Below are 17,126 nucleotides of genomic sequence, written 5' to 3' on the forward strand. Positions count from 1 at the left end.
GCAGGCCGGCCTCACCTGAATATCGGCACACCCTAATGCAGCACAAACTCGCCGTCGACTTTGCGCCATTCGTTCGGCGCGATCAGCTTCTGATGCGTGTAGACAACCGAATGCAGGGGGCCGTCGAGCCTGGTCTTCCAGAACTCGATGAACCGGATCAGGACCGGAAACTTCGGAGCGATGTCGTAGTCCTGCCAGATGTAGCTCTGCAGCAGGTGCGGATGATCGGGAAAATGGTAAAGAATCTTGGCCGTGGTCAGGCCATATCCCCTAAGCATCAGGTCCATTTCGGAATGGTCGTGCATTGCAGTCCCCCTTGGACGATCCCTTGGTTGAGTCTCCGTTCCTCCCAACGCTGGATTGTGCGCGCCGTTGCTTAACTGTCTATTGATTTTTCCTGATCAAGAACGGGTTTTCCGCGCGAAAACATGCAGTTAGCAGCGGCATCGCCTGAGTGCTGACAGTCGGCGCAAGTCTGTCTGCGGCATCACGCCACGCGAATCCAACGTCTAATATTGCCGTAACGGAGGAACTGGTAATAATGCCGCCGAATTCGCGGCCGCGTCGCCGCGATCCCGCCGGCGTTTCAAGCCGGCGGATTGGTTCGGGAGGAAAGTGAAGAATGTCCGAGGTTCATGTCCATCGCGTCCAGCCGGCGTGGAAGAAAAACGCACTGATCGACAATGACACCTACCTGAAATGGTATGCCGACAGCGTCAAGAACCCGGACAAGTTCTGGGGCAAGCATGGCAAGCGCATCGACTGGTTCAAGCCCTTCAGCAAGGTCAAGAACACCTCGTTCGATGGCAAGGTCTCGATCAAGTGGTTCGAGGATGGGCTGACCAACGTCTCGTACAACTGCATCGACCGCCACCTGAAGAAGCGCGGCGACCAGACCGCCATCATCTGGGAAGGCGACAATCCCTACGACGACAAGAAGATCACCTACAACGAGCTTTACGAGCATGTCTGCCGGCTCGCCAATGTGATGAAAAAGCACGGCGTCAAGAAGGGCGACCGCGTCACCATCTATATGCCGATGATCCCGGAAGCCGCCTACGCGATGCTGGCCTGCACGCGGCTGGGCGCCATCCACTCGATCGTCTTCGGCGGCTTCTCGCCGGACGCGCTGGCCGGCCGCATTGACGACTGCAAGTCGACCTTCGTCATCACCGCCGATGAAGGCCTGCGCGGCGGCAAGCCGATCCCGCTGAAGGACAACACCGACAAGGCGATCGAGATCGCCGCCAAGGCCGGAACGAAAGTCGAAAAGGTAGTGGTTGTGCGCCGCACCGGCGGCAAGACCGGTTGGGTGGCCGGACGCGACGTCTGGTACCACGACGAGGTCGCGACGGTTAAGGCCGAATGCAAGCCGGAGAAGATGAAGGCCGAGGATCCGCTGTTCATCCTCTACACCTCAGGCTCGACCGGCAAGCCGAAGGGTGTGCTCCACACCACCGCAGGCTATCTCGTCTATGCCTCGATGACGCACCAATATGTCTTCGATTACCATGACGGCGACATCTACTGGTGCACCGCCGATGTCGGCTGGGTCACCGGCCACAGCTACATCGTCTACGGGCCGCTCGCCAACGGCGCCACCACGCTGATGTTCGAGGGCGTGCCGAACTATCCGTCGCAGTCGCGCTTCTGGGAAGTCATCGACAAGCACAAGGTCAACATCTTCTACACCGCGCCGACGGCATTGCGCGCGCTGATGGGCGCTGGCGATGCGCATGTCACCAGGACATCGCGCAAGTCGCTACGCGTGCTGGGTTCGGTCGGCGAGCCGATCAATCCGGAAGCCTGGGAGTGGTATTTCAACGTCATCGGCAACGGCAAGGTGCCGATCGTCGACACCTGGTGGCAGACCGAGACCGGCGGCATCCTGATCACCCCGCTGCCCGGCGCCACCGACCTCAAGGCAGGTTCGGCGACGCGGCCTTTCTTCGGCGTCAAGCCGCAGCTGGTCGACGGCGAGGGCAAGGTGCTGGAGGGCGCGGCCGACGGCAATCTGTGCATCACCGATTCCTGGCCGGGCCAGATGCGCACCGTCTATGGCGACCACGAGCGCTTCGTGCAGACCTATTTCTCGACCTACAAGGGCAAGTACTTCACCGGCGACGGCTGCCGCTGCGACGCCGACGGCTATTACTGGATCACCGGCCGCGTCGATGACGTCATCAATGTCTCCGGCCACCGCATGGGCACGGCCGAAGTCGAATCCGCACTGGTCAGTCACGACAAGGTTTCGGAAGCGGCCGTCGTCGGCTACCCCCACGACATCAAGGGCCAGGGTATCTACTGCTACGTCACGCTGATGGCCGGCGAACAGACTGGCGAGGAATTGCGCAAGGAACTGATTGCCCATGTCCGCAAGGAGATCGGCGCCATCGCTTCGCCCGACAAGATCCAGTTCGCGCCCGGCCTGCCCAAGACACGCTCGGGCAAGATCATGCGCCGCATCCTGCGCAAGATCGCCGAGGACGATTTTTCGGCCCTCGGCGACACCTCGACACTTGCCGATCCGGCCGTCGTCGAGGACCTGATCGCCAACCGGCAGAACAAGAAAAGCTGATGCAATCGACAGTCGCGATGGGTTCGGTCACCGAGCTTTGGCGCTATCCGGCGAGTTCGCTCGCCGGCGAACGCCTGGACGCGATTTCGATGGATCAGGAAAGCATCGACGGCGACCGCATGTTCGGTCTCGTCGATGCCACCGACAACGAAATCGCGCGGCCCGACCGCGATGCGAAATGGCACAAGGTGCCGCGCATCAGGACCCGGTTGTCGCCAACCGGCGAACTGGAGGTTGCCATTCGGGACGGCGACTGGCTGGCGGCACCGGGAGCCGCAAGCGATCGCGCCGTTTCCGCCTATCTCGGCTTCGCGGCCTCGATCCGGCCGTTTCGGAGGGAACACGCGGCGCCTGGTTATTCCGGACCGCTGACCGCCGAGCGTTACCGCAAGGCCCCGATCCACCTTTTGACCACGGCTTCGCTTGCACGGCTGAAGGCATTGCACCCCGAAGGCGTGCCCGATCCGCGACGCTTCCGCCCCAACATCGTCGTCGACATGGCGCCGGTCGAAGGATCGTTCCCGGAGACGGAATGGATCGGCCGCAAGCTGGCGATCGGCGATCTGCTCTTGACCATCTCCGAGCCGTGCCGCCGCTGCGGCTTCACCATCATCGCCCAGGATGGTTTCGACCACGACCCGGCCATCCTGCGCAATCTGGTCCGCTACAACGCGCACAATCTCGGCGTCTACTGCACGGTCGATCGACCGGCCCGCGTCGAAATCGGCGCGGCGATGCGATTCGTCTGATCACCGGTAGAGATCCGCCCGCGTCGGCGGCAAGCCGCTCGACCCCCGCGCACGCTTGGTGACGACGGTCTGGAAAATCTGCGCCGAGGCGCGTTCGAAGGTGATCGAACAGCCCGTCAGGTAAAGCAGCCACAGGCGTGCCTTGGCTTCGCCGACCTCGGCGATCGCCTCGTCAAAGCGGGCGTGCAGACGCTCCGCCCACAGCCTGCAGGTGCGGGCATAGTGCTCACGCAGGTTCTCGACATCGTAGACGAGGAAACCATGCGCTTCGAGATTGCCAAGCGTCATGCCGATCGTGTCGAGTTCGCCACCCGGGAAGATGTACTTGATCAGCGCCTTGTATTCCGGGCCCTTGCGCAGGGTCTTCTTCATGTCGCCCTTGCTGCGCCTTGTGATGGCGTGATGCAGATAGATGCCGCCCGGTTTCAGCAGCCGGTGGACAGCGGAGAAATAGGCGGCATGGTTTGCCAGGCCCAGATGCTCGAACATGCCGATGGACGATATTTTGTCGAAGGTGCCGGTGAGCTCCGCGTAGGACTTTATCTCGATAGTAATCTTGTCCTCCAGCCCCTCGGCGCGAATGCGCTCGCGGGCCAGCATTGTCTGGGCTTCCGACAGCGAGACGCCGTGGCCGATAACACCATAATTTTTCGCGGCATGGATCAGCATCGCGCCCCAGCCGCAGCCAATGTCGAGCAGTCTTTCGCCGGGCTTCAGCCGAAGCTTGCGGCAGATATGGTCGAGCTTGTCGACCTGCGCCTGATTGATGCCGTTGGCGAAATCCCTGAAGTACCCGCAGCTGTAGACCATGCGATCGTCGAGAAAGAGCCCGTAGAAGGCATTGGAGATGTCGTAGTGGTGCTGGATCGCCTCCTTGCTCGAGCCGCTGACGAACGGGTTGCGACCGGCGAGATCGACCCGCGATGCCATCTGCTTTCTCGAAAACAGTACCGCCGGCAGGTCGCGCACAAGCGCCAGTTTCGGCAATGCCTTCAGCTTCGTCCGCGGCTTGCCCGTCGAAGGCAGGGCATAGAAATCGAACAGCGATCCGTCCTCGATATCGACTGCCTTGGAAATCCACATTTCGATAAGGGTCGATAGGGACGGTCGGCGAACGATCTGCCAGACGATGTCCTGGTCGTTGATGGTCAGCACGGGCCCGTCTGCGGGACCGATCCGCTCGCCCGTCCACAACTTGACGGCAAAGCCCGGCTTCAGCGTTTCAACAACCGTTCGAACGATCCGCGCGGCCTTGTCGGTGGCGTCCATGCTTCCTCCCCAAAGCCAGAGCGCCAATGTTGTCCGTTTGCCCCCGGATCGCAAGCCACCCCGTCTGGCAGCCCATCTGGCCAGCCTGTCTGGCCAGCATGTCCGGAAAGACACACACCCGGCTTTTTGAGGGTGACGCCTTGCCATTTGCCAAATCAGACCCCATCATCTCTGTGTGTTCAACAAATCGAAAGGAGGTGATCCGATGTCGAGTGATTTCGTTTTCCAGAACGTGGCCTCAGCGGATTGCACTTTCGGGAAGCAGACTTCCCGTTAAGGCGCGAGATGCGCGGTAGGTGACCTCACGGGTCACCGCCATTGGCCGCGCCACGGACGGAAACACGGAAGGCCGCCGGCTTCGAGAGAAGCGGCGGCCTTTTCCTTTTGGACCAATAACCCGCGGAACTGTCCGCTGCTCAAAGACTCATTTGGTGACGGTGATCTTCTCGATGTTCTGGACGATGTCGTCGAACGCCTGCTTCAATTCCGTCCCTGTGGCCGCCTCGTAATAGTGCTTCAGCGACGACGTATCCGCCGTGGAGCAGTCCTGGAGCACGCTTTTTGCCTGGTCCCGTTCAGTCGCCGTCATGGTTGGATCGTTCAGATCGAAGCCGATCGTGAATATCTCGATGCCGACGCGCTTCATGTCGGCGCAAATGCCCTCGGCATTGTCGCGCGACATCTGGCCGGCATTCTGTGATTTTGGCGCGCCGCGCTCGCCGACGAAGGCTGTGTTGAACTGGCCGTCCGTCATCAGAGGATGGCGACCTTGGCGACTTTCCTCTTGTCGAAATTGGCGGGACCTGCACCCAGCCCGGCATTGACGATGGTCGAGCGCCACGAGGGTGAAAGCATGTAGTAGCCCCACTGCGCGGCGATACCGCCGGCGGTCACGCCAGCCGCGCTGAAATCATCGATCGTGTCGAGCAGTCTGTCCTCGTCGGCCGACAGCGGGATGAGGTCCGGCGTCGGGCAGGTTCTCATGTGATCGTCCCGATTGATTTTGGCCAGGTACTCCTTGCCGTTGCTGTCCCACCGCGACGTGGAAGGTCCGTCGGACGAAGTGTCGGCATAGCCATCCTTGTCCTTGCGTTCGGTGGCGCATTTGTCGGGCGCTGGTGTCACCGACACCGAAACCGGAGCATCCAAGGGTGGCGGCAGGTCCGGCCCACCCTTCTCCTCGACGAGGACACTGTCAGCAAGACCGCCAGTGTTCACAGCTTCGGCGTAGGGAACAATCGCCACACGCACACGCGGATTTCTCGGATCGATGTTGTTGTCCAGCAGATCCTTGACAGCCCCGGAAGCGGCAATCTGCAGGTCGCCGATCTTGTTGGTCTTGGCCCAGATGTTCGGCCCCATCGACCCGGTCACATCGAGCATCATCGCCACTTCGATGGTCTTGTCAGAATAGAGCGCCGTTGTGGAAGCAGCGACGCGCTTTATGTCACCCATGTTGAACATCGGGAAATACAGGGCGACATCGACATGGGCGTCCACCTGGACCGTCTTGGCGGTCCTGCTGACAATCAGCCTGTCGAGCACGATCTGATCAGCCTGCAGGATGCCTGCCTGGCTGTTGGCATCGAGAAAGGCCTGCACCGATCTGTTGGCATCGGCTTCCCTGATGACGCCGGTCGTCAGGTCGCGCGCCGTCGACGTGCCCGCGGCGTCGACCACGCCCTGCAGGCTCGATCTGGCATTGTAGAGCTGCGTTACGTTGACGGAAAAGCCAACGGCTAGCGCCAAGACCGAGGCGGTAAGGCTGAACAGGACTGCGAAATTTCCACCACGATGCCTGGCGAAGGCGCCAACCGCGTGAACAAGACCCCCGTAATTCCGCATCCTGCAGCCTCCACTCGCCTCGGCCTCGTCGCCGCGGGAAGGACAATGCAGGATTCCGGCCGGGTAACGCCGCTACGAGACAGAAGGCCAGCCGTTCGCCAACAACCTATTGTTTTTGTTAGGTTGAGAGCTGCGCAAAGGTGAATGACCGGTAAATAGAAAAATACTTTTCCGGCTTCGTTTACCAGCCGCTTACCATGATCGAGCCAAGGGATCACGCAATGCCCGATGACGTCCTGTAGCGGCACAGGGCTTCTGTGCCGAAGCGGACCAGCTGTCCAGAACCCGCAGTGCAAAAGTGATGCGCGAACCGACCGAAGCACACGCGTCCGGCTGCCGGGAATTAAGGTGTGTTGAGATTCAGGTCAGGCCGTGTCGAAAACGGTGGTTTCCGAGAACCGGAGCGGAGCGTACTTTTGGGTACGTGAGCACCGGAAGCGCAGGAAGCTGCCGTTTGCAGGCCGGCATCACCTGAATATCGGCACACCTTAGGCCAGCATCTGCGCGCTGACCGTCCTGTCGATGCCGTGATAGGGCGGATTGAACAGATTGCCTTCCTGTTCGTAGGTCCACACCTTGAAAAGGCTGAGCCGGTGCGGGCCGAAACTGTGCAGCAGCGGCACGTCGGTGGCGTCGCGGCCGCGCGCGATGACGACGCGGCCGACCCTCGGCGTGTTGTGACGAGGATCGAACGCGTACCATTTGCCGTCGAGGAACACTTCCAGCCATGCCGAGAAATCCATCGGCGCCGGATCGGCCGGCACGCCGATGTCGCCGAGATAGCCGTTCACATAGCGCGCCGGAATGTTCATGCAGCGGCAGAGCGTGATCGCCAGATGAGCGAAGTCACGGCAGACGCCGACGCGCTCCTCATGCGCCTGTGCCGCGGTGCGGGTCGAACGCGCATAGCCGTAGCCGAACGAGAGCCGGTTGTGGACATAGTCGACGATCGCTTGCACCCGCGCCCAACCCGAGGGGACATGGCCGAAAAGCTGCCATGCCAGGCCGCTGAGGTGATCGGTCTCGCAATAGCGGCTGCCGAGGAGATAGCCGAGCACCTCGTCGGGCAGTTCCGCCACCGGCACTTCCCTGGCCAGCGTGTTGACTTCGTCGGTCTCGCCGCTGTCCTCGACGACCGCGTCATAAAGGATGCGAAAACCGCCGGCGGGCGCGGTGAAGCGGCGGCAGCCATTGCCGTAGAGATCGTGGTAGAGCCTGGTCGACACCGCAGGCGACGTCAGCACCCGCGTCTGCCGCTTTATGTCGGCCTGCCTGTCCTTGTGGATCTCGAGCAGCGAAATCACCGGGGTGGCCGCGGTGCACTCAATGGCGATTTCGTAGCCGAGCCGGATCAGCATCGCAGTCCCCCTTCGATCGTCGTGGAAAACAGTTTTGCTCAAACGCGAGAGGACGTACTGTGGTTCCCTGGGACTATCGAAAAGGTGGCCCTCGCGCCTTCCCATACCGACGCCGCGACGTTAGGTTCGGCGACCGCCATAAGCGCTCCCCCAATTCAAGGAAAACCATGTTCGCAGGCAAGAAATTCGCGGCCTTCCTCTTCGATATGGATGGCACGCTGCTCAATTCGACCGCGGCCGCGGAACGCGTCTGGAGCAATTGGGCGATGGGGCACGGCCTCGACGTGGCGACTTTCCTGCCAACGATGCATGGCAGGCGCGCCATCGAGACCGTCCGCCGGCTGGCACTTCCCGGGGTCGACCCACAGCACGAGGCGAACGAGATTACACGGGCCGAAATCGCCGATGTCGAAGGGGTCAATGCCATCGCCGGCGCCGCGGCATTCCTGGGTGCGCTGCCGCCGGATCGCTGGGCCATCGTAACATCATCGCCGCTCGCGCTTGCGCTGGTGCGGATCGAAGCGGCGGGCATCCCGCGTCCGGCGACAATGGTCACGGCGGAAGACGTGGTTCACGGCAAGCCTGCTCCCGACTGCTTCCTGTTGGCGGCCGAACGGCTTGGCTTCGACGCCCACGACTGCGTGGTTTTCGAGGACGCAACGCCGGGCATCCAGGCGGGCGAGGCGGCCGGCGCCACGGTGGTGGTGATCACCGCGACGCACCAGCACAAGATGGACACGCCGCACGAAACCATTTTTGACTACAGCAACCTGACGGCGGTCGCCGACGCCCAGGGCCAGCTTGGTCTGGAGCAGATACGAAGCGCGGCGGCTTCCTGAAGCGCGTCGAGTTGAAACGGATTCAAGCGACGCGCTTTAGGCCTTCTTGTTGTGCATGTCGTTATCGCAAAACCGAGGCCACTTTTGCGCGACATGCATTAGAAATCGCTGGTCAGGCCCTTGACCTCCCAGTCGCCGTAGCGGCCGGGTTCCTTTCCGCCACGGCCGCCGATTTCCTTCGGCGTCGCGGCCTCCTTCTCCAGATATTTCACGCGCCTTGCTTCGGCTTCCGCGAGCGCACGGCTGGCCTCCGGCGTCAGCGCTTTTGGCTGGATGTCATGGCCAAGGTCGGCATCGGTTTTACTGGTTTCGTCGTTCATGCGATATGTCCGGCGGATTGAAACAGGAACTGGCGTTTCCCATCATATAGCGATGACCTCGCAACGATCGACCCCTTTTCACCGCCACAGGGACAGGAGCAGACGATGAACACACTCCGCACCGCCATGCTGCTTGCCGCGATGACGGCACTGTTCATGGGCGTCGGCTTTCTGATCGGCGGATCGGGCGGCATGATGATCGCGCTGGTCATTGCCGCCGGCACCAATCTGTTCAGCTACTGGAACGCCGACAAGATGGTGCTGTCGATGAACCGCGCCGTTGAAGTCGACGAAAAGAACGCGCCCGAATATTACGCCATCGTTCAGTCACTGGCCCAACAGGCCGGCCTGCCGATGCCGAAGACCTATCTGATCGACAATCCGCAGCCAAACGCCTTCGCCACCGGCCGCAACCCGCAGAACGCCGCTGTTGCCGCCTCCACCGGCCTGCTGCAGCGGCTGAGCCATGAAGAGGTCGCCGCGGTGATGGCGCACGAACTCGCCCATGTGCAGCACCGCGACACGCTGACGATGACCATCGTCGCCACCTTTGCCGGCGCCATCTCGATGCTTGGCAATTTCGCCTTCTTCCTTGGCGGCAATCGCGACAACAATCCGTTCGGCTTTGTCGGCGTGCTGGCGGCGATGATCGTGGCGCCCTTTGCGGCGATGATCGTGCAGATGGCGGTCAGCCGCACCCGCGAATACGAGGCCGATCGGCGCGGTGCCGAAATCTGTGGACACCCGCTCTGGCTGGCGTCCGCCCTTGACAAGATCGCTCGCGGCGCCGAACGCATTCCCAACCCCGATGCCGAGCGCAATCCGGCAATGGCGCATCTCTTCATCATCAATCCTCTTTCCGGCGAGCGCATGGACAGTCTGTTTTCCACCCACCCAAGCACCGAAAACCGCATCGCCGCCTTGCAGGCGATGGCGCGCCAGATGGAAGGCAGCGACACTCGAGTCGCACCACGCCAGGCCCCGGCGCCCCGGCAGCCGGACGAACAGCCGCCGTCAGGCCCATGGGGCCAGGCAGCGCGACCTGAACAGCCTGCGGAATCGGCTGAACCGAAGCCCAATCCATGGGGGCGCAACCCGACCGGGCCCAAAGGCCGGTGGTCGTGAGCGTGGCGGGCAGAGGACCTCGACGCACAGTTTCAGGCGATCAGGAACACAAGGATGGCGGCGACTTCGTTGCCGGTCTCGCCGCCCGCAAGGCGGCGGCGCGCCTGCTTGCCGCAGTTATCGACGCCAGGACGCCGCTCGACGGGCTCACCGACCACGAGAACGGCCATCCGCAGTACAGAGCGCTCGACCTGCGCGATCGCGGCCTGGTGCGTGCCATCCTGGTCACCGCACTGCGCTATCGCATGACCATCACCGGGTTGCTGGCGCGCCGGCTGGAAAAGCCACTGCCGCCCAACGCCACCGCGCTGTCGCACATATTGCACGTGGCGGCGGCACAGATCCTGTTCCTCGACATTCCCGACAGCGCCGCCGTCGACCTGGCGGTGACCCACGCCAAATCAGATCCGCGCACGGTGCGTTTTTCCGGCCTGGTCAACGGCGTGCTGCGCACGCTCGCGCGCGCCAAGGAAACGGAGTTGCCTGCCGCCCTTGCCGCCACCGACGAAGCGCCCAAATGGTTCTCCGACCGGCTGAAGGCTGCCTACGGTAATGAAAAGGCCAGGCAGATTCTCGCAGCACATCGGCACGAAGCGCCGGTCGATTTCTCGGTCAAGGCCGATCCCGAACTGTGGGCCGAGCGGCTCGGCGGCATCGTTCTGCCGACCGGCACAATTCGGGTGGAAAAGCTTGCCGGGCCCGTCACCGAATTGCCCGGCTTTGCCGACGGCGCCTGGTGGGTCCAGGACGCCGCCGCCAGCCTGCCGGCGCGGCTGTTCGGTGATGTCAGGGGACTTCGCGTTGCCGATCTCTGCGCCGCTCCCGGTGGCAAGACCGCGCAGCTCATTCTCGCCGGCGCCAATGTCACCGCCATCGACACGTCGAAGAACCGGCTGGTGCGGCTGACGCAAAATCTGGACCGCCTCGGCCTGTCCGCCGACATCGTCCAAGCCGACCTCACCAAATACGAGCCGAAGGAATTGTTCGACGCCGTGCTCCTCGACGCGCCCTGCTCGTCGACCGGCACGGTGCGGCGACATCCCGACGTGCCATGGACCAAGACGGCGGCCGATGTTGAAAAGCTGGCCGACCTGCAACGCAGGCTGCTCGCCCGCGCCGTCACCCTGGTAAAACCCGGCGGCAAGATCGTCTTTTCCAACTGTTCTCTCGACCCGCTCGAGGGCGAGGACCTCTATCGCGCCTTTCTGGCCGGGACGGCTGAAATAGCCGACGATCCGCTGCAGCAAGGCGAGATCGCAGGCATCGATCCGTTCCTGACGCCGCAAGGCACATTGCGCACCACGCCCGCCGATCTGGACCTCGGCGCGCCGGAACGCTCGGGCCTCGACGGCTTCTTCGCCGCCCGCATGCGCAGAGCCGGCTAAATATTTAACCACCGGGATTTATTGACTTTTTTAGGGAGAGTCGGGGGCGGGACCGGGTGAGCCGGCGCCGTCCGATGGAATTCGCCTTCGCACGAGTCGTGCAATCATGTAGACTTGCGCCGGGGTAGAGGACGATCAGGAGGGGATTTGGCACTTGCTGCCAGCAACACGACGCGTCTGTGGACGCTTGTCGCGAAGGAGTTCTGGCGCAAGACGCGTCGGCGCTTGCGTGCCGGGCCGATCTATCGTTGGCGCTATTCCGGCCGCACGCCCGAACGTGTGCTGATCGCACCGCCGGACCTGCGTCTGGCCGACCCGCAGATCGCGCTCGAGATCTACTACGGCCGTTATCCCCTGTCGGGGCATCTGGTCGAGACCGGCGGCAAGTCGCCCTTCCAGATCAACGTGCCCAACCATGGCTGGCAAAAGACGCTGCACGGCTTTCGCTGGCTGCGCCACATGCGCGCCGCTGGCACCGAGCTCGCCGCCGCCAACGCTCGCGCGCTGGTCTCCGACTGGATCACCATCCATGGCAGCCATATTTCCGGCATCGGCTGGGAGCCCGGCACGACGGCCAAGCGCATCATCGCCTGGCTGCAGCATTCCTCGGTCGTGCTGCAGGGCGCCGAATTCCCCTTCTACCGCGCCTTCCTGAAGACGCTTGCCGTCCAGATCCGCTACCTCAGGTCGATGGCGCGCGAAATGCCGGATGGCAAGGACAGGCTGCGCGCCCGCATCGCGCTGGCCTTCGCCGCCCTGTCCTTGCCGGCGCCGGCATCGGCGCTGCGCGGCGCCACCCGCAACCTCGCCGCGGAGCTCGACCGCCAGATCCTTGCCGATGGCGGTCACATTTCACGCAATCCGATGGTCGTCCTGGAAATCCTCGCCGACCTTTTGCCGCTGCGCCAGACCTATGCCAACCAGGCCGAAACGCCGCCGCAGGCCCTCATCGGCGCCATCGACCGCATGCTGCCGGCGCTGCGCTTCTTCCGTCATCAGGACGGCAGCCTCGCCCGCTTCAACGGCATGGGCGCCACCATCCACGATCGCATCGCCACCATCCTGCGTCACGACGACACCGCCGGCTCGCCGCTGCTGCATGCCCCGCATTCCGGCTATGAGCGCCTGTCGATGGGCGGCGTCACCGTCATCGCCGACACCGGCCTGCCGCCGCCGGTCGACGTGTCCAATGCCGCGCACGCCGGATGCCTCGCCTTCGAACTGTCGTCCGGCCGCCAGCATTACATCGTCAACGCCGGCATCGACACCTATGGCGTCGCCGAGTTCCGGCCGCTGGCGCGCGCCACCGCCGCGCACTCGACCGCCACCATCAACGATACCTCGTCGGCACGCTTCAGCCATTCGTTGCGTGTCAACGACCTGCTCGGCTCACCATTGATCGGCGGGCCGCAGCAGGTGCAGTGCAAGCGCACCGACCAGAAAGGAATTCAAGGTTTCATCGCCCGCCATGACGGCTATGTCCCGCGCTTCGGCTTCCTGCATGAGCGCGAGCTGAAACTGTCGCAGAATGGCAACGTGCTGGCCGGCAGGGACCGCTTTCTGCGGCCCGGCAATGCGGCGATCCGCAACAATGGCCGCGACTTCGTCACCATCCGCTTCCACGTCCATCCCGACGTCAACCTGCTGCAGGACGAGCACGATCGGCTGGTCCTGGCCGGTGATCAGGCCGACACCTGGGTGTTCACCTCCAGCGAAGTGGTGCCGGAGGTCGAGGAATCGATCTATTTCGCCGGCCTTGGCGGCCCGCGCCGCAGCCGCCAGATCGTGCTTGCCTTCAAAGCCTCGGACGTCGCCGAAGTCCATTGGCAGCTGACACGCACCAGCATCGCCGGCTATCCCGAGAACAACTGATCTGGCGCGCGAAAACAGTCGGCTCGCTCAAGCCTGTGGCGAGATACCGAAGGCGTCATAGGTGCTGAGCGATGGCGGGCCGGCGAAGGCGAAGCGGATCTTGTCGACCATCGCCGCCGCTTGGCCGCTGCGGTCATAGCGCTCTGCGTCCTCGACGGTGCTCCATATGGTGATTGCCATGAATGTGTCGCGCGCTTGATGCTGCTGCAGCAGCACTGCGCTGATATTGCCGTTTGCGGCGCGGATAGCGGGGATCGCCTCGGTTTCATAGATCGCCCGCAATTGCTCCGTCGCTTCCGGCAACGCTGTGAACTGGCCAATACGGCCAAATGCCATCAGTTTCCTCCATTGACGAGAAGAGGAGCCTATATCCGGGGCCGGCAAATTACATATGAAACCGTCGAATGACGCGCGACGCTTGATTTCCGGGCCTCATGTGCTACGGCGCGGGCACACACCACACCAGCCGTGAAAGGCCGCCGCCCATGGCCGTCGCCGCCAAGAACATTCCAGCACCTGACCTCGTTCCGGTGCGTCGCGCCCTGCTCTCCGTCTTCGACAAGACCGGGCTGATCGATTTCGCCAGGGCGCTGGCGGCTGCCGGCGTCGAACTGGTCTCGACCGGCGGCACGGCAAAGGCGATCGCCGAGGCTGGCCTGGCGGTGCGTGACGTCTCCGAGCTCACCGGCTTTCCCGAGATCATGGATGGCCGCGTCAAGACCTTGCATCCCAGCGTGCATGGCGCACTGCTTGGTGTGCGCGACGACCCCGAGCACTCGGCTGCGATGCGCAAATACGGCATCGAGCCGATCGATCTCGTCGTTTCCAATCTCTATCCCTTCGAGGAGGTCCGCCGCTCCGGCGCCGACTATGCCGCGATTGTCGAGAACATCGACATTGGCGGCCCGGCGATGATCCGCGCCTCGGCCAAGAACCATGCCTATGTCGCCATCGTCACCGACCCCGGCGACTACGCCTCGGTGCTGAGCGCGCTGGAGATGAACATCGGCTCGCTGTCGCTGGATTTCCGCAAGAAGCTGGCGGCCAAGGCCTTTGCCCGCAGCGCCACCTATGACGCGGCGATCTCCGGCTGGTTCGCCGAGGCGCTCGTGATCGAGCATCCGATGTGGCGCGCCTTTGGCGGCAGGCTGGTCGAGGTGATGCGCTACGGCGAGAATCCTCACCAGAGCGCGGGTTTCTACGTCAATGGCGACAAGCGGCCGGGCGTCGCCACGGCACGCCAGCTGCAGGGCAAGCAGCTCTCCTACAACAACATCAACGACACCGACGCCGCCTTCGAACTGGCTGGCGAATTCGATCCGAACCGCTCCGCCGCTGTCGCCATCATCAAGCACGCCAACCCGTGCGGCGTCGCCGAGGGCTCGTCACTGAAGGCAGCCTACGCCAAGGCGCTCGCCTGCGATCCGGTCTCGGCCTTCGGCGGCATCGTCGCCATGAATCGCACCCTCGATGCCGAGGCGGCGGAAGAAATCGTGAAAACCTTTACCGAGGTGATCATCGCACCCGACGCGACCGACGAGGCCGCCGCAATCGTCGCGGCGAGGAAGAACCTGCGCCTGCTGGTCACCGGCGGCCTGCCAGACCCGCGCACGCCTGGCACGACGGTCAAATCCGTCGCCGGTGGCATCCTCGTCCAGGGCAGGGACAATGCCGTGGTCGACGACCTTGAGCTGAATGTGGTGACCAAGCGCGCACCGACAGCGGCCGAAATGGCCGACCTGAAATTCGCCTTCCGTATCGCCAAGCACGTCAAGTCCAACGCCATCGTCTACGCCAGGGACGGCGCCACCGTCGGCATCGGCGCCGGCCAGATGAGTCGGGTCGATTCCTCGCGCATTGCCGCGCGGAAGGCGCTCGACGCGGCCGAGGCGGCGGGCCTTGCCGAACCGCTGACCAAGGGCTCGGTTGTCGCCTCCGACGCGTTCTTCCCCTTCGCCGATGGATTGCTGTCGGCGATCGAAGCCGGCGCCACCGCCGTCATCCAGCCCGGCGGCTCGATGCGCGACGACGACGTGATCGCCGCCGCAGACGCGCACGGCATCGCCATGGTGTTTACCGGCGTGAGACACTTCCGGCACTAGCTGCCGGCAGAGAGATGTTTGAGAATTCGCTCCGCTGAGTCGGATGGCGTGGTTTTCGAGAACCGGAGCGGAGCGGACATGCAAGTCCGTGAGCACCGGAAGCGTAGAAAACCGGGCCAGCCGGCCGGCGGAGTAGAATTATCGAACGTCTCTCATTCCACCGGCTGGTCCGCCGGATAGGGCGTCCTGATCAGGATCGCCATGCCGATGCCCAGGAACAGGATGATCACCGCCATGCCGAGCCGCGCCGAGTCGCTGACGGCAGTGATGGTTGCCACCAGGAACGGCGCCAGGAAGCTGGTTGCCCGCCCGGCCAGGGCATAGATGCCGAAATAGCGGCCGGATTCCGCCGCCGTGACGCTGCGCGCCATGTAGGAGCGCGACGATGCCTGCACCGGCCCGAAGGCCAGGCCGATCAACAGGCCGTACAGGATATAGGCCTTTTCAGCCGCCGTGCCGAACAGGCCGCCCGAATCGGCCGTCGACAGCTGTATCAGACCGAGCAGCGTGAAGCCCGGACCGGTCGAGACGACGCCGACGGTGGCGATGGACAGCATGACCAGCGCAATCATCACGACCACCTTGGAACCGAGCGCGGTGTCGAGGCGCGCCGCAACCCAGCAGCCCAGGATGGCGACGACATTGAGGATGATGCCGAACATGCCGATCTCGGTGATCGACCAGTGGAACATCGCCGCCGCGAAGGTGCCGCCCAGCGCCAGCAGCGCGTTGACGCCGTCCTGGTAGATCATGCGGGCGACGAGGAAGCGGAAGATGCCGCCACGCTGGCGCACCTCGGCCAGCGTCGATTTCAGCTCTGAAAGGCCTTCGCGCACCGCCGGCCCGATCGGGATGCCCTTGATGGCATCCGGCGTGAAGAAGAACATCGGCAGGATGAACAGGAAGTACCAGCCGGCCGACAGTGGCCCGGTGGCGCGCGCGTCCTCGCCGAGTTTCGGATCGAGCCCGAACAGCGGGTCGAGGCCGATGATCGTCTTGCCGGTCTCCGGCGAGCCGGCCAGGCAGGTGACGACGAAGATCAGCGCGATCATGCCGCCGAGATAACCGAGGCCCCATGCGATGTTGGAGATGCGGCCGATTTCGCTTTTCGGCACCAGGCGCGGCATCATCGAATCGTTGAACACGGTCGAGAATTCCGCCGCCACCGAAGCCAGCGAGAACAGCGCCACGATGAGGAACAGGTTGGAACCGGGGGCCGCGAACCACAACAGGCAAAGGCTGGTAATCTTGATCGCGGCGAAGAACGCGATCCATGGCTTGCGCGGGCCGGTCTGGTCGGCGATCGAGCCGAGGATCGGCGACAGCACGGCGATGACCAACCCGGCCGCGGCAATGCCGTAGCCCCAGACTGCCTGGCCGGTATTGGGATCGCTCGCCATGCGCGAAACGAAATAGGGGCCGAAGATGAAGGTGGTGACGACGGTGAAGAACGGCTGCGCCGCCCAGTCGAAGAACATCCATCCCCAGATGCCGCGCCCGGACGCACGCTGCACGGTTACCTCGGCCATGTCCCCTCCTCAGCATCCGCTCCGCCCGCGTCGCGCGCCATGTCTGCATCTTTTTTCGTGATGGTGCAAACGAACAAGCATGGCGCCGCCCCTCATTGCTCTGCCGGTGTCCAGCCGATAGATGGGTAACACTTTGAACCGGATACATGGGTTAC

The 17,126-nt window shown here is 63.4% G+C and carries 15 protein-coding genes; 7 read left to right on the top strand and 8 right to left on the bottom strand.

Annotated features, from left to right (window positions below; genetic code table 11):
* Positions 1 to 32 precede the first annotated feature (32 nt).
* The gene (locus AC07FD_RS24390; RefSeq protein ID WP_457150557.1) at positions 33 to 305 is read right to left on the bottom strand and encodes an usg protein; all 273 of its coding nucleotides are present in this window, start codon (positions 303 to 305) and stop codon (positions 33 to 35) included.
* A 317-nt stretch (positions 306 to 622) separates the two neighbouring features.
* On the opposite strand from AC07FD_RS24390, the gene acs reads away from it, so the two are divergent.
* Both acs and AC07FD_RS24400 read left to right on the top strand, forming a co-directional pair.
* On the top strand, positions 623 to 2,578 hold the full coding sequence (gene acs, locus AC07FD_RS24395) for an acetate--CoA ligase (RefSeq protein ID WP_478351926.1): 1,956 nt from the start codon (positions 623 to 625) through the stop codon (positions 2,576 to 2,578).
* Entirely contained in the window at positions 2,578 to 3,327 is a 750-nt protein-coding gene (locus tag AC07FD_RS24400) for an MOSC domain-containing protein (protein WP_478351927.1), read from the top strand. Before acs ends, AC07FD_RS24400 begins: the two co-directional genes overlap by 1 nt.
* Here AC07FD_RS24400 and AC07FD_RS24405 read toward each other — a convergent pair whose 3' ends face one another.
* The 4 genes from AC07FD_RS24405 to AC07FD_RS24420 all read right to left on the bottom strand — a co-directional run bounded on the left by AC07FD_RS24405 (position 3,328) and on the right by AC07FD_RS24420 (position 7,799).
* Complete coding sequence (locus AC07FD_RS24405) at positions 3,328 to 4,596, bottom strand: class I SAM-dependent methyltransferase (RefSeq protein WP_478351928.1); 1,269 nt, start codon at positions 4,594 to 4,596, stop codon at positions 3,328 to 3,330. It abuts the gene before it with no gap.
* A 424-nt stretch (positions 4,597 to 5,020) separates the two neighbouring features.
* A complete protein-coding gene (locus AC07FD_RS24410) occupies positions 5,021 to 5,350 on the bottom strand; it encodes a hypothetical protein (protein WP_478351929.1) in 330 nt (109 codons plus the stop codon).
* Positions 5,350 to 6,441: a TadE/TadG family type IV pilus assembly protein gene (locus AC07FD_RS24415; RefSeq protein WP_478351930.1), complete on the bottom strand. Its 1,092-nt coding sequence runs from the start codon at positions 6,439 to 6,441 to the stop codon at positions 5,350 to 5,352. The genes AC07FD_RS24410 and AC07FD_RS24415 overlap by 1 nt, the downstream gene beginning before the upstream one ends.
* Before the next feature lie 488 nt (positions 6,442 to 6,929).
* A complete protein-coding gene (locus AC07FD_RS24420) occupies positions 6,930 to 7,799 on the bottom strand; it encodes a transglutaminase-like domain-containing protein (protein WP_478351931.1) in 870 nt (289 codons plus the stop codon).
* Positions 7,800 to 7,966: 167 nt separating this feature from the next.
* On the opposite strand from AC07FD_RS24420, the gene AC07FD_RS24425 reads away from it, so the two are divergent.
* Positions 7,967 to 8,638, top strand: a complete 672-nt coding sequence (locus tag AC07FD_RS24425; protein WP_478351932.1) for an HAD-IA family hydrolase — start codon at positions 7,967 to 7,969, stop codon at positions 8,636 to 8,638.
* 98 nt (positions 8,639 to 8,736) lie between these two features.
* Here the strand turns inward: AC07FD_RS24425 and AC07FD_RS24430 are convergent, their stop codons facing one another.
* The gene (locus AC07FD_RS24430; RefSeq protein ID WP_095084156.1) at positions 8,737 to 8,958 is read right to left on the bottom strand and encodes a DUF1674 domain-containing protein; all 222 of its coding nucleotides are present in this window, start codon (positions 8,956 to 8,958) and stop codon (positions 8,737 to 8,739) included.
* Positions 8,959 to 9,063: 105 nt separating this feature from the next.
* Between AC07FD_RS24430 and htpX the strand changes: the two genes are divergently transcribed.
* From htpX to AC07FD_RS24445, 3 genes are all read left to right on the top strand, one after another.
* Positions 9,064 to 10,083 carry a zinc metalloprotease HtpX gene (htpX, locus tag AC07FD_RS24435; protein ID WP_478351933.1) on the top strand — a complete coding sequence of 340 codons (1,020 nt, stop codon included), beginning with the start codon at positions 9,064 to 9,066 and terminating at the stop codon, positions 10,081 to 10,083.
* A complete protein-coding gene (locus AC07FD_RS24440; RefSeq protein WP_478351934.1) occupies positions 10,080 to 11,468 on the top strand; it encodes an RsmB/NOP family class I SAM-dependent RNA methyltransferase in 1,389 nt (462 codons plus the stop codon). The genes htpX and AC07FD_RS24440 overlap by 4 nt, the downstream gene beginning before the upstream one ends.
* A 147-nt stretch (positions 11,469 to 11,615) precedes the next feature.
* Positions 11,616 to 13,340: a heparinase II/III family protein gene (locus AC07FD_RS24445; protein WP_478351935.1), complete on the top strand. Its 1,725-nt coding sequence runs from the start codon at positions 11,616 to 11,618 to the stop codon at positions 13,338 to 13,340.
* A gap of 27 nt (positions 13,341 to 13,367) precedes the next feature.
* On the opposite strand, the gene AC07FD_RS24450 is transcribed toward AC07FD_RS24445, so the two are convergent.
* Positions 13,368 to 13,676, bottom strand: coding sequence for a putative quinol monooxygenase (locus tag AC07FD_RS24450; protein ID WP_478351936.1), 309 nt, complete (start codon positions 13,674 to 13,676; stop codon positions 13,368 to 13,370).
* Positions 13,677 to 13,825: 149 nt separating this feature from the next.
* Between AC07FD_RS24450 and purH the strand changes: the two genes are divergently transcribed.
* Positions 13,826 to 15,442: a bifunctional phosphoribosylaminoimidazolecarboxamide formyltransferase/IMP cyclohydrolase gene (purH, locus tag AC07FD_RS24455; protein WP_478351937.1), complete on the top strand. Its 1,617-nt coding sequence runs from the start codon at positions 13,826 to 13,828 to the stop codon at positions 15,440 to 15,442.
* A gap of 152 nt (positions 15,443 to 15,594) precedes the next feature.
* On the opposite strand, the gene AC07FD_RS24460 is transcribed toward purH, so the two are convergent.
* Positions 15,595 to 16,971 carry an MFS transporter gene (locus AC07FD_RS24460; RefSeq protein ID WP_478351938.1) on the bottom strand — a complete coding sequence of 459 codons (1,377 nt, stop codon included), beginning with the start codon at positions 16,969 to 16,971 and terminating at the stop codon, positions 15,595 to 15,597.
* Positions 16,972 to 17,126 lie beyond the last annotated feature (155 nt).

Source organism: Mesorhizobium waitakense (assembly GCF_056431085.1).